The sequence below is a fragment of the Enterobacter quasiroggenkampii genome (assembly GCF_043972695.1).
Lineage (GTDB): Bacteria > Pseudomonadota > Gammaproteobacteria > Enterobacterales > Enterobacteriaceae > Enterobacter > Enterobacter quasiroggenkampii.
Genome location: NZ_CP143745.1, coordinates 3,594,102 through 3,606,225, shown reverse-complemented (window position 1 = coordinate 3,606,225; position 12,124 = coordinate 3,594,102). Strand labels below are relative to the sequence as shown.

General features: G+C 55.4%; 10 protein-coding genes, 2 tRNA genes and 2 pseudogenes. 9 read left to right on the top strand and 5 right to left on the bottom strand.

Going from position 1 to position 12,124, the window contains the following annotated elements; genetic code table 11:
* The first annotated feature begins 112 nt into the window (after positions 1-112).
* The 3 genes from V1572_RS17320 (at position 113) to ldtA (ending at position 4,243) form a co-directional block, all read left to right on the top strand.
* Entirely contained in the window at positions 113-544 is a 432-nt protein-coding gene (locus tag V1572_RS17320) for a universal stress protein (protein WP_063622043.1), read from the top strand.
* Between the two features lie 47 nt (positions 545-591).
* Complete coding sequence (locus V1572_RS17315) at positions 592-3,285, top strand: cation-transporting P-type ATPase (RefSeq protein WP_395299413.1); 2,694 nt, start codon at positions 592-594, stop codon at positions 3,283-3,285.
* Between the two features lie 61 nt (positions 3,286-3,346).
* Entirely contained in the window at positions 3,347-4,243 is an 897-nt protein-coding gene (gene ldtA / locus V1572_RS17310) for a L,D-transpeptidase (protein WP_395299412.1), read from the top strand.
* 134 nt (positions 4,244-4,377) lie between these two features.
* Here the strand turns inward: ldtA and V1572_RS17305 are convergent.
* Positions 4,378-4,453 (bottom strand) — tRNA-Asn (locus V1572_RS17305).
* A gap of 320 nt (positions 4,454-4,773) precedes the next feature.
* On the opposite strand from V1572_RS17305, the gene nac reads away from it, so the two are divergent.
* Positions 4,774-5,691, top strand: coding sequence for a nitrogen assimilation transcriptional regulator NAC (gene nac, locus V1572_RS17300; protein WP_045908128.1), 918 nt, complete (start codon positions 4,774-4,776; stop codon positions 5,689-5,691).
* Between the two features lie 96 nt (positions 5,692-5,787).
* On the top strand, positions 5,788-6,738 hold the full coding sequence (gene cbl / locus V1572_RS17295) for an HTH-type transcriptional regulator Cbl (protein WP_395299411.1): 951 nt from the start codon (positions 5,788-5,790) through the stop codon (positions 6,736-6,738).
* 19 nt (positions 6,739-6,757) lie between these two features.
* Here the strand turns inward: cbl and V1572_RS17290 are convergent.
* A pseudogene (locus V1572_RS17290) lies at positions 6,758-6,965 on the bottom strand (glutathione S-transferase); the annotation flags it as partial.
* Between V1572_RS17290 and V1572_RS17285 the strand changes: the two are divergent.
* The 3 genes and pseudogenes from V1572_RS17285 to V1572_RS17275 all read left to right on the top strand — a co-directional run.
* A pseudogene (locus V1572_RS17285) lies at positions 6,958-7,095 on the top strand (transcriptional regulator); the annotation flags it as partial. The pseudogenes V1572_RS17290 and V1572_RS17285 overlap by 8 nt on opposite strands.
* A 179-nt stretch (positions 7,096-7,274) precedes the next feature.
* Complete coding sequence (locus tag V1572_RS17280; RefSeq protein ID WP_069718932.1) at positions 7,275-7,649, top strand: type II toxin-antitoxin system RelE/ParE family toxin; 375 nt, start codon at positions 7,275-7,277, stop codon at positions 7,647-7,649.
* On the top strand, positions 7,633-7,935 hold the full coding sequence (locus V1572_RS17275) for an XRE family transcriptional regulator (RefSeq protein ID WP_167211435.1): 303 nt from the start codon (positions 7,633-7,635) through the stop codon (positions 7,933-7,935). The genes V1572_RS17280 and V1572_RS17275 overlap by 17 nt, the downstream gene beginning before the upstream one ends.
* 85 nt (positions 7,936-8,020) lie before the next feature.
* Here V1572_RS17275 and V1572_RS17270 read toward each other — a convergent pair whose 3' ends face one another.
* The gene (locus V1572_RS17270; protein ID WP_262796438.1) at positions 8,021-8,953 is read right to left on the bottom strand and encodes a LysR family transcriptional regulator; all 933 of its coding nucleotides are present in this window, start codon (positions 8,951-8,953) and stop codon (positions 8,021-8,023) included.
* A 141-nt stretch (positions 8,954-9,094) separates the two neighbouring features.
* Between V1572_RS17270 and V1572_RS17265 the strand changes: the two genes are divergently transcribed.
* The gene (locus V1572_RS17265) at positions 9,095-9,484 is read left to right on the top strand and encodes a RidA family protein (RefSeq protein ID WP_234083910.1); all 390 of its coding nucleotides are present in this window, start codon (positions 9,095-9,097) and stop codon (positions 9,482-9,484) included.
* Positions 9,485-9,674: 190 nt separating this feature from the next.
* Here V1572_RS17265 and V1572_RS17260 read toward each other — a convergent pair.
* Together V1572_RS17260 and V1572_RS17255 are read right to left on the bottom strand one after the other, a co-directional pair.
* Positions 9,675-9,750: transfer RNA gene (locus V1572_RS17260), tRNA-Asn, on the bottom strand.
* 164 nt (positions 9,751-9,914) lie between these two features.
* The gene (locus V1572_RS17255; RefSeq protein ID WP_111968096.1) at positions 9,915-12,104 is read right to left on the bottom strand and encodes a TonB-dependent siderophore receptor; all 2,190 of its coding nucleotides are present in this window, start codon (positions 12,102-12,104) and stop codon (positions 9,915-9,917) included.
* Between the last annotated feature and the right edge of the window lie 20 nt (positions 12,105-12,124).

Here is a 12,124-nt window from a genome sequence, read left to right as displayed (position 1 = left end):
TTAATATTATTCATCTCTTTTTACCGTAACTGGCATTAAGGGCAACCCCCTGCATTTAATGCGTTTTTATGCTTCATTCACTCTCATGTTGGTTATAAAAAGGATGCTCGATATGTATAAAAACATTCTCGTTCCGGTGGACGTCTACGAGACAAGCCTGGCGGATAAAGCGTTGCAACATGCACAGTTTCTGGCGCAAAGCGCATCAGGTGACATTCATTTGCTGCACGTCATGCCCAAATTTTCAGCCGAACTGACGCGCGGTTTTATTTCAGATGCGCGCAAGATGGATGAATATATGATTAATAATTCGAAAGAAAAAATGTCTGACCTGGTCAAAAAATTGAATCTGCCAGAAGAGCGGGTTCATCTCCATGTTCGTAGCGGAAATGTTCGTGATGAGGTTATTAAGCTGGCGGATGAACTTGCTGCTGGCGCGATTATTGTCGGCTCTCGAAATCCAAATATTCAAACCCATTTGTTAGGATCGGAGGCGGCAAGTATTGTCCGTTACGCCCATGTTCCTGTTTTCGTTATTCGTTAATTACATGAAAGCAAGGTGATTTCTGAATAGAACCTGAGGAAGGAACGATGAAAACAGGAAAATCTGAACGTCCATATTATCAACAAACCGTTGACGAAACCCTGTCGAATATCCACTCCACTCTGGAAGGACTTAGCGGCACTGAGGCATCAGCCCGACTTCAGCAGCATGGTGAGAATGCATTGCCGCAAAAAAAGGGCAAACCCGCCTGGCTGCGCTTCCTGGCGCATTTTAACGATGTATTGATTTACGTTCTGCTGGTGGCCGCGTTGCTTAAGCTCTTTATGGGCCACTGGGTAGACATGTTCGTGATCCTGGGGGTTGCCATCATTAACGCGCTGATTGGCCATATCCAGGAGAGCAATGCTGAAAAATCGTTGCAGAGTATTCGCAATATGCTCTCCAGCGAAGCCGTGGTGGTACGACAGGGGAATCATGAAACGATCCCCACCACGTCGCTGGTCCCGGGGGATATCGTGGTGATCCGCGCCGGGGATCGTATTCCTGCGGACCTGCGTGTGATTGAAGCGCATAACCTTCGCGTGGAGGAGGCCATCCTGACCGGCGAATCCACCGTTGTTGAAAAAAACAGCGATGCGTTAAGCGGGGAACTGCCTTTAGGTGACCGGTATAACCTGCTTTACTCAGGCACCACCGTCAGCTCCGGCGGCGGTAAAGGCGTGGTGGTGGCAACCGGGGGCGAGACCGAGCTTGGCCACATCAATCAGATGATGTCCGACATTGAAAAGCACCGCACGCCGCTGATGGTGCAGATGGATAAGCTCGGTAAAACCATCTTCATTACTATCCTGGTCATGATGGTGGCGCTGTTTGTTTTCAGCCTCTTGTTCCGGGATATGCCGGTTTCTGAACTGGTGCTGTCGCTTATCAGCCTCGCCGTTGCCGCCGTGCCGGAAGGCCTGCCGGCCATCATTTCCATCATCCTTTCGCTTGGCGTACAGGCCATGGCGCGTCGCAAGGCCATCATTCGTAAGTTGCCCACGGTGGAAACCCTGGGCGCAATGACAGTCATCTGCTCGGATAAAACCGGCACCCTGACGATGAATGAAATGACGGTCAAAGCGGTGATTACCGCTGAGACGACCTATCGCGTTGAGGGCGACAGCTACGAACCGGTGGGGAATATTCACCCCGTAGATGACCCGACGCCCGTCAGCGTGACGCAGGGTTCCCTGCTGGAACGCTACCTGCGCACCATTGACCTTTGTAATGACAGCCAGCTGATCAAAGACGAGCAGGGGCTGTGGAAAATCACCGGGGGGCCGACCGAGGGCGCCCTGAAGGTGCTGGCGGCAAAAATCCCGCTCCCACCGCGTGATACCGAAATGCGCAGTAAAATCCCGTTTGATTCGCAGTATAAATACATGTCCACGCTGTACCGGCTGGGTGAAGAAGAGGTGATTTTAATCACTGGCGCGCCGGACGTCCTGTTCCGCCTCTGTCAGTACCAGCAGACGAATGACGGACTGCAGCCGTTCGACCAACCTTACTGGGAAGGCAAGATTGAAGAGTATGCCCGGGAAGGGTTGCGTATGGTGGCTGCGGCCTGGAAACCTGCCCGCGAGGGACAGCGCGAGCTGGATCACCCGGACCTGCGTGATGGCGTGATCCTGCTGGGTATTGCGGGAATGATGGATCCGCCGCGTCCGGAGGCCATTACCGCGATTGCCGACTGTCTGCAGGCCGGGATTCGCGTGAAAATGATCACCGGCGACCACCCGCAAACGGCCATGAGCATTGGGCAAATGCTGGGGATTGGTAACGCTGCAAGCGCTATCACCGGACGCGAGCTGGAGGCGATGGACGACCGTCAGCTGAGCGACGCCGCGCAGCAGTACGATATTTTCGCCCGAACCAGCCCGGAGGATAAATTCCGCCTCGTGCAGGCCCTGCAAAGTAAACAGGAAGTGGTGGGCATGACCGGGGATGGCGTAAATGATGCCCCGGCGCTCAAACGGGCGGATGTGGGTATCGCCATGGGGATTAAGGGGACAGAGGTCACCAAGGAAGCCGCCGACATGGTGTTAACGGATGACAACTTTGCCACCATTGCCAGTGCGGTGCACGAGGGGCGTCGTGTTTACGATAACCTGAAAAAAACGATTCTCTTCGTTATCCCGAGCAACATTGCGCAGGCCCTGCTAATCATCATCGCGCTGCTGGCGGGGAACCTGATCCCTCTGACGCCGGTCCTGATCCTGTGGATGAACATGGCGACGTCGGCGACGCTGTCGTTTGGCCTGGCGTTTGAAGCGGGTGAGAAGGACATCATGAACCGGCCACCGCGTAAGGCGAATCTGCATGTGATGGACGGCTATGCCATCTGGCGCGTGGTGTTTGTCGGTCTGATGATTGCCATCAGCGCTTTCGTGCTGGAAGCCTGGCTACAGCCGCGCGGTTACTCAGCGGAATTTATCCGCACCGTGCTGCTGCAAACCCTGGTGACCGCGCAGTGGTTTTACATGCTTAACTGCCGCGTTAATGACGGCTTCTCGCTGAGCAAAGGCCTGCTGGCGAATAAAGGGATTTGGATCGTGAGCGGTGTACTGCTGGCGCTACAATTTCTTATCATTTACGCACCGTTCATGCAGATGCTGTTTGGCACCGAAGCACTGCCGTTCCGCTACTGGGTCATCACCTTCCTGATTGGTTTTGTGATGTTCCTTATTGTCGAGGCGGAAAAAGTGCTGACGCGCAGATGGCGCAAAACCGAGGCGTAATAGCGTAAACTGAGAAAGCCTGCCTGAGTCGAGGCTTTCTCTTTTTTGAGCACAGGAAATTATGATGCGATTTACCTGGTTCGTCCTTACGCTGTGTGCCGCTGTACCCGGCGCGTTTGCCGTAACCTATACCTTACCACCGGAAGGCAGTCGTCTGGTGGGAGCCCCGATTATCATCACCGTTCCCGAGCGCAATACGTTACCGCTTGAGGCCTTTGCCGCGCAGTACGGGCAGGGGCTAAGCAATATGCTGGAAGCGAATCCGGGGGTGGATCCTTTCTTGCCCAAATCCGGCACCCGGCTGGTGATTCCCCAGCAGCTGATTTTGCCCGACACCGTCCGCGAGGGGATTGTCGTTAACGTGGCGGAAATGCGTCTTTACTATTATCCACCTGGCAGCAATACCGTTGAAGTGCTGCCCATCGGCATCGGTCAGGCCGGGCGCGAAACCCCGCGTAACTGGGTAACGGCGGTTGAACGTAAGCAGGTGGGGCCAACCTGGTCTCCGACGCCGAATACGCGCCGTGCCTATGCGGCAGAGGGAAAAACGCTGCCTGCCTTCGTGCCCGCCGGACCGGATAACCCGATGGGGCTGTATGCGATCTATATTGGCAGGCTGTATGCCATACACGGCACAAACTCGAATTTCGGCATCGGACTGCGGGTGAGCCAGGGCTGTATTCGTCTGCGCAATAACGACATCAAATACCTTTTCGATAATGTCCCCGTTGGAACCCGCGTACAGCTTATCGATCGGCCCGTTAAAGTCACCACGGAACCGGACGGCAGCCGCTGGGTGGAGGTTCACGAGCCATTATCACGTAATCGCGCGGAGTTTGAATCGACCCGAAAAGTGCCTCTGCCAATGTCAGCCGCGCAGCGGACGCAGTTGATAAACGAGGGGGCGGGAGCCGAACTGGACCGGCGGTCAGGGATGCCGGTGAAGCTTGCTTATTGAGGCTGTGTTGCCCGGTGGCGCTGCGCTTACCGGGCCTACAGTCCAGTAGGTCGGGTAAGGCGAAGCCGCCACCCGACAATTTTACCCGACGCAGAAAAGCAAAAAGCCTGCTTTAAAAGCAGGCTTTTCAAATTTGGCTCCTCTGACTGGACTCGAACCAGTGACATACGGATTAACAGTCCGCCGTTCTACCGACTGAACTACAGAGGAATCGTGTGAACGGGGCGCATATTATCGACCTGCGTTCACCTTGTCAAAGGGTGGATCGCCGCCTTTTGATCGTTTGCTGACAAAATCGGCAAAGTGATGTTTTTGACAGCGGAATGCACCGCTTTGGTGCGGGTATACCTCTAATGGGGCAGATCATAAACTGCTGTTTCGGTAATAAAACCCCCCTCCATGATTAGGTTTCCTTATTTTCAGGCGTTTAGCGCCCAATTCAGACCGCCTGGTAAAAGTGGCATTCATATTGCAAAACCTGTTCAACAACGACAGCCGGTTCCGGCACAGCATTTCGAACAGGGGGCAAAATGAACTTAAGACGACTGAAATACTTCGTAAAAATCGTCGATATCGGCAGCCTGACTCAAGCGGCAGAAGTGCTGCATATCGCGCAGCCTGCGCTGAGCCAGCAGGTGGCTACTCTGGAAGGCGAGATGGATCAGCAGCTGTTGATCCGCACCAAACGCGGCGTCACGCCAACGGAAGCCGGTAAGATCCTGTATACCCATGCGCGCACCATTCTTCGCCAGTGTGAACAGGCGCAGCTGGCGGTGAATAACGTGGGCCAGACCCTGAGCGGGCACGTGTCCATCGGGCTGGCGCCGGGAACGGCGGCATCGTCCATAACCATGCCGCTGCTGCAGGCCGTCCGCGCTGAGCTGCCTGAAGTGCTGGTCTATCTGCACGAAAACAGCGGTTCTGTCCTGAATGATAAACTGCTCAGTGGCCAGCTGGACATGGCGGTCCTTTACGATCGCTCCCCGGTTGCCGGGATCACCAGCCAGCCGCTGCTGAAAGAAGATCTCTACCTCGTGGGCACCCGCGACTGCCCGGGCCAGAGCGTCGACCTTACCGCCGTGGCGGAAATGAACCTCTATCTGCCGCGCGACTACAGCGCCGTGCGCGTGCGCGTGGACGAAGCATTTTCCCTGCGCCGCCTGACGGCCAAAATCATCGGCGAAATCGACTCGATCTCCACGCTGACCGCAGCCATTGCCAGCGGCATGGGGGTGACCGTTCTGCCGGAATCCGCAGCACGCTCGCTGTGCAGTGCGGCAAACGGCTGGATGGCGCGGATCACCACGCCTTCCATGAGCCTGCCGCTGTCGCTGAATATGTCCGCACGCGGTTCGCTGTCGCCACAGGCGCAGGCGGTAAAAGAGATTTTGATGTCGCTGGTCAGCAAGCCATCGCTTGAGAACCGTGAACTCCAGCTCGTGAGCTGATATTCCATAAAAGCATAAGATGCTGGTTTTTATTATTTGTTCTGCAGCTCGGCTGACTCTAACAATAGAGCTATGTCAGATGCGCCGGAGTGAATCGTGAATTTCCAGCAACTTAAAATTATCCGTGAGGCGGCCAGGCGGGACTACAACCTGACCGAGGTCGCCAATATGCTTTATACCTCTCAGTCCGGCGTCAGCCGCCATATCCGCGAGCTGGAAGAGGAACTGGGCATAGAGATCTTTATCCGTCGCGGCAAGCGGCTGCTCGGCATGACGGAGCCGGGTAAGGCTTTGCTCACCATCGCTGAGCGGATCCTCAACGAGGCCAGCAACGTGCGTCGCCTGGCGGATCTCTTCACCAATGACGCCTCGGGCGTGCTCACCATTGCCACCACCCACACCCAGGCGCGCTACAGCCTGCCGCCGGTGATTAAAGCGTTCCGCGAACTTTTCCCTGACGTCCGTCTGGAGCTTATCCAGGGCACGCCGCAGGAAATTGAAGTGCTGCTGCAAAACGGTGGGGCGGATATCGGCATTGCCAGCGAACGCCTGAGCAACGATCCGCTGCTGGTGGCTTTCCCCTGGTTCCGCTGGTACCACAGCTTATTACTTCCGGTCGATCATCCGCTGAATCAGGTTTCTCCCCTGACGCTGGAAGACATTGCGAAATGGCCACTCATTACCTACCGCCAGGGGATCACCGGACGCTCGCGTATTGATGAAGCCTTCAACCGTAAAGGGATAACGCCGGACATCGTGCTGAGCGCGCAGGATTCTGACGTGATCAAAACCTACGTCGAGCTGGGGCTGGGCATTGGCCTGGTGGCGGAACAGTCCAGCGGAGAACGCGAAGACGGGAACCTGGTGCGTCTTGACACGCGTCATCTGTTTGACGCCAACACCGTATGGCTTGGCCTGAAGCGTGGACAGCTGCAGCGCAACTATGTGTGGCGCTTTATCGAGCTCTGCAACGCCGGGCTGTCGGTGGATGAGATTAAACGTCAGGTCATGGAGCCGGAAGAAGTGGCGATTGATTATCAGATTTAGGTGCGGTTTTGCCCGGTGGCGCTGCGCTGACCGGGCTCATTGACTGAATAAACGTCCTGATAACCGTACTGGTGACGGCAACCCGATCGGGAGCGTAGGTGGTCGGACGCGTCTTTAGCAGCGCATTCCATTCCCTGCAGGCCGCCAGCAGCTGGACGATCGACCCAGCCACCGTGCTGCTTTTCTTCCGGGCGTAGGTTGTGCTCATACACATTTTGTACCCCTTTCACTGCGCCGTATCCCTGGCCTTACTGGCTGGTGACATCGCAGTTAACGGAGGCGAAGCCGGAGGTGGCTCTCTTTGTCGAGTGGCTGGATGAGGAAGTGGCGGCCTGGCTTCAGCTCACGGAGTTCTGAACTCTTTTTTACGGTACTGCTCGCAATGCGGTGAATGCCTGACGGGTGATTCATCGAAATACTCCTGCACGTCTTCAGCTTTCGCGTAAAAACACATGAATCATGCACATTCTCTCAGGATAATTGCTGCTATAGCTTTACTGCTATATAGCTTTTGATCTATATTTCATGGAGGAAGTGTGTGGACAATTAACACGACGGACAGGTTTGATTGCTGGTTTCGTTCACTTGACGATACTGACCGGGCCTGCGTGCTGGCAGCACTGCTTGTTTTGCGAGAAAAGGGGCCGGCTTTGTCGAGACCCTATGCCGATACGCTTAAAGGCTCTCGTCACAGTAACATGAAAGAGCTGCGCATTCAGAGTAAGGGCGATCCGTTGCGGGCATTTTTCGCGTTTGACCCAAATCGAACAGGCATTGTGCTTTGTGCTGGCAACAAGGCCGGCAACGAAAGACGATTTTACGATGAGATGCTTCTGGTGGCTGACCGGGAATTCACTCACTGGTTGAATACATTAAAAGAGAGGACGTTGCGCGATGGGCAGAAACCTTGAGCAGCTTATAGCGGATGAAAAACCGGATGTTGTTGCCAGCGCTCAGGCAATGGCGGCCGACATTTTGCTAAACATTCACCTGGCAGAGCTACGTGAAAAGGTGCAAAAAACGCAGGTTGAAATGGCGCAGGCGCTGGGCATCAGGCAGCCCACCGTCGCGGTTATGGAAAAGCCAGGGCGCGATCTGAAACTCTCTTCACTTAAGCGCTACGTTGAGGCAGCGGGTGGAAAGCTTAAACTTGACGTTGAGCTGCCGGATGGCTCGCACTATGAGTTTGTGCTGTAGGGCAAAAGCTGCTTCAAAAGCAGCTTTTTCAAATTTAGCTCCTCTGACCGGGAGCGCCTTTGCCAGTAACGGGCGAATAAATAAGCTAAATCTCATTTCCCTTTCTATTGGTGTTGGGGACATGTTGCCGCATCAATTCAACGATCCAATCAATAAAAACGCGCAGCCTGGCGTTGACATGGCGGTTAGGCGGAAATGCCAGGTACAGGGGCATTGGGTTAATACGCCAATGTTCGAACAGCCGAATCAAGGAACCACAAGCCTGATGCGCTTCTGCCATATAGACCGGCAGCGCAATCACGCCTATCCCGGCTAACCCAGCTTCGAGGTAAGCATTGCCATCATCCACTGCAAGCACGTAGCTGCCCTTGATTTCAATATGTTCACTCTCTCTGTGCAGTACCAGAGGATCAATCTTACCGGTGCGTGAGGACAAGAATCCCACTATGCGATGGTCGGTGTTTTCCAGCTCACGCGGATGCGCAGGGGAGCCAAGGCGTTCCACATAGCTCGGTGCGACGTAAACACCGATTTGCAAATCGCCGACATGACGTGCGATCAGGGACTGGTCGTTGATTTCGCCACCGCGCAGAACGCAATCCACGTTGTCGCCGATCAGATCCACCACCCGGTCACTCACGCCCATGTCGAACTGGATATCAGGATAGCGTGCGTGAAAAGCTGGCAGCGCGGGCACCAGCACCAGGCGGGCGAGAGGCGTGGGCACATCTATCCGCAGGCGTCCCCTGGGGAGCATCGTCGCACTGGAAAGGCTGTTTTCAGCATCTTCCATGTCCGCCAGCAGGCGGATGACGCGCTCGTAGTAGATCGCGCCATCGGGAGTGACGCCGAGCCTGCGGGTGGTGCGATGGAGCAATTTGACGCGCAGGCGCGCTTCCAGCTGCTGAATGAGCTGCGTCACTGTAGTTTTGCTCATATGAAGCGTTTGGGCAGCCTTTGTGAAACTTCCTGCCTCCACCACGCGAGCAAAGGCGCGCATCGCATCGAAACGATCCATTCCTTATCCTCTCTTTTCACCGATTGTTTGGATATTACAAACAATGATGGACAAAGTCGCTTGTTTATCCGCCCGATCTGGCGCCTGTAAAGTGTCTGTATGTTCACCGGGCAGATTTCGCCCCATTACAAAGGTATAAATATGACAGCACGCGAAGCAGTTTTCCCCTCCGGTCGGCAGGCGCTCTATGAGCGTAATCGCTATTCACCGGCCATCAAATCCAACGGTTTCTTGTTCGTTTCGGGGCAGGTGGGTAGTCGCGAGGATGGTTCGCCTGAGCCCGATCTGAAAGCGCAGGTCAGGCTGGCTTTCGATAATCTTAATGCTGTCCTCGCGGCTGCGGGCTGCACATTCGCTAACGTGGTTGACGTGACCCTCTTTGTCGTCGACCCCGAGTCAAACCTCGACGCTATCTGGAGTATCCTGCCAGAATATTGGGGGGAAGCGCCTTACCCTACGTTGACGGGGATCGGCGTGACGTGGCTGTACGGATTCCAGTTTGAGATAAAGGTGATTGCCCGGCTGCCCTGAGCGTTATGAGCTTTCCGCCAGTCGAAAATAAGACAGAGGAAAAATGATGAAAGCAGCGGTTTATTGCCCGGTGGCGCTGCGCTTACCGTGCCTACGGTCCCGTAGGTCGGGTAAGGCGAAGCCGCCACCCGACAATTTTACCCGACGCAGAAAAGCAAAAAGCCTGCTTCAAAAGCAGGCTTTTCAAATTTGGCTCCTCTGACTGGACTCGAACCAGTGACATACGGATTAACAGTCCGCCGTTCTACCGACTGAACTACAGAGGAATCGTGTGAACGAGGCGCATAGTAGCGACCTCACTACACCTTGTCAAAGGGTGAAAACGCACTTTTCGTTCGTTTGCCGACAATTTCAGCAAATCGCTGATTTAATAGTAAATTTGCTTCGAAATTACACAGCAAATTGCGCCGCCCGCAGGCGGCGCGCAGGATTAGAACAGAACGGAGTAGTTCAGACCAAACGTCCGTCCGCGGCCTTTGTAGGTATACAGACCCGGTGCACCGTAGGTTGGGCTATACAGCCCCGGCGCGCGCTGGCCCCAGGCGGTGGTGTAGTCTTTGTCCAGCAGGTTTTCCACGCTGAAGCTGACTTTACCCACCGGCAGGGCGTAGCTGCCCAGGAAGTCGACCGTGTTGTAGCCATCGATCTTCTTGCCGTCGGCGTCAGAGACGTCAAAGGTCTGCGTGCTCTGTACGCGCAGGGTCCAGTCGCCCGGCGCCCAGTTGACCCACGCGCTGGCTTTTGACGGGCTGGCGCTGTCGACCGTCAGCTTCTCCCATTTCCCGTTTTCGCGGGTTTCAGACTTAATGGCGTTAAAGTTCGCGCCCGTGCTCCAGTCGCTGTCGGTGAAGAAATAGTCCACCTGACCTTCCACCCCGTAGATACGACGCTTGTCGTCTTCCAGGTTGATGGTCATATCCGTCTTGTTGATGGTGATGGTTTTATCCGAGAGCGAGTAGTACGCCGCAACCTGCGTGCGCAGGTTATCCCCGGTGTAGCGCCAGCCCAGCTCATAAGCGTTGACCTTGATACCGTCCAGCTTCGAGTCGTTCACGTTGACGCTGTTCAGCAGGCGATAGTGACCGTTGCTGAGCTGATAGGTCCCGGAGCCGTAGTACTTCGCCAGGTCCGGAATTTCGAAGCCCTGGGAGAAGTTAAACCACACCTGCTGCTGTTCGGTCAGGCGACCAAGGATCCCGGCGTTAAACAGGAAGTTGTTGTAATCGGTTTTCCCACCCGGCACCGCGTCGGCGGAGGTGGCTTTCCCGGTAGCGATGGCCTGCTGCTGGGTGTAACCGACAAAATCGTCTACCTTGTTCTCGGTGTACTGGTAGCGCACGCCGCCGCTCAGGGTGATGGCGTCAATATCGTAGCTGGCCTGCAGGAACGGGGCGAGGTTGGTAATGCTGTAGCCCGGGTAGCGGCCCACGTTGTAGGCGTTATCCAGCTCCATGCCGCCGCTCGCTGCAGCTTTGCTCAGGTTAAAGAACTGCTGGTTGGCGTCGAAGGTTTCGTGGTCGGCATCCATACCCCAGGTCAGCGTTAAATCGTCCACCGGCTTGCTGTTCAGCGTCAGCTTGCCGCCGTAGAAATCAGTTTTCTGCTGCGACGCGCCGATGCTGCTGACCACGCCTTTGGTCAGGGTCGGGAACGGATAGTAGGTCAGGCTCTCGTCGCGATAGTAAATCTGCGCGACCAGATCCTGGCCCCAGAAATCGGTATTGGAGTACTGCAGGTTGATCAGATGGCGCTCGGTACCCGGCACGCGGTCAGAATCGAGGTTACCTTTGTTGTACGCGGTCGCATCCCCCGTAACCGCCGAGAAGTTCTTCCCGAGATACAGACCATGCTTTCCGTCGGACTCGCTCTTGTAGTACTGAGTGGTCAGTTGCAGCTGCTGGTGATCGTCAATATTGAGGGTGCCTGTGCCCATCACATCGATACGGTCGGAATACTGTAAGCCGGTCTGGGTGTTATCAATGATCACCTCGTCGCCGTTGCCGTCATACCAGCCGCCGTAGCGCTGATACGACACCGACAGACGACCGGAAGCGTTATCGTTGCCGCCGCTGACCGCTGCCGATACGTTCTCATCATGGTCGTTGTGGCTGTTAAACCCGCTTTTAGCACCTGTCTGGAACTCGACTTCAGTCTCAGGCTGGCCCTTTTTGGTAACGATGTTCACCAGACCACCGGTGCTGCCGCCGCCGTAGAGTGACGTGGCGCCGGAGATGACTTCGATACGGTCAATGTTGAACGGATCGATAGAGTCGAGCTGGCGGCTGTCGCTGCGGGACGAGTTCAGGCGCACGCCGTCCACCATCACCATCATGGAGCGGCCGCGCAGGTTCATGCCGTAGTTGGTACGTCCTTGGCTGCTGACGTCCATACCCGGGATCAGCTGTGCCAGCACTTCTTTAATCTCTTTCCCGCCCTGAACCTGCTGCTCAATTTCAGCCCGCTCAATGACCCAGGTGGTCTGCGCCATCTCCGCCACGCTGCGGTGCGCGCGGCTGGCGGAGACCACGATATTTTCTTCCTTTTGTTCTTCCGCCCACGCAGAGGTAGAAAGCATTGCAAGCAAGCAAGGATTTAAAACCCAAAGATGAGAACGTTTCATTGTTATGTTGACCCTGATTG

Bases quoted from the DNA above. Each gene is read 5' to 3' on its own strand.
- V1572_RS17315 (WP_395299413.1), top strand. From the start codon at position 592: ATGAAAACAGGAAAATCTGAACGTCCATATTATCAACAAACCGTTGAC.
- V1572_RS17320 (WP_063622043.1), top strand. From the start codon at position 113: ATGTATAAAAACATTCTCGTTCCGGTGGACGTCTACGAGACAAGCCTG.
- V1572_RS17255 (WP_111968096.1), bottom strand. From the start codon at position 12,104: ATGAAACGTTCTCATCTTTGGGTTTTAAATCCTTGCTTGCTTGCAATG.
- V1572_RS17265 (WP_234083910.1), top strand. From the start codon at position 9,095: ATGACAGCACGCGAAGCAGTTTTCCCCTCCGGTCGGCAGGCGCTCTAT.
- nac (WP_045908128.1), top strand. From the start codon at position 4,774: ATGAACTTAAGACGACTGAAATACTTCGTAAAAATCGTCGATATCGGC.
- ldtA (WP_395299412.1), top strand. From the start codon at position 3,347: ATGATGCGATTTACCTGGTTCGTCCTTACGCTGTGTGCCGCTGTACCC.
- V1572_RS17275 (WP_167211435.1), top strand. From the start codon at position 7,633: ATGGGCAGAAACCTTGAGCAGCTTATAGCGGATGAAAAACCGGATGTT.
- V1572_RS17270 (WP_262796438.1), bottom strand. From the start codon at position 8,953: ATGGATCGTTTCGATGCGATGCGCGCCTTTGCTCGCGTGGTGGAGGCA.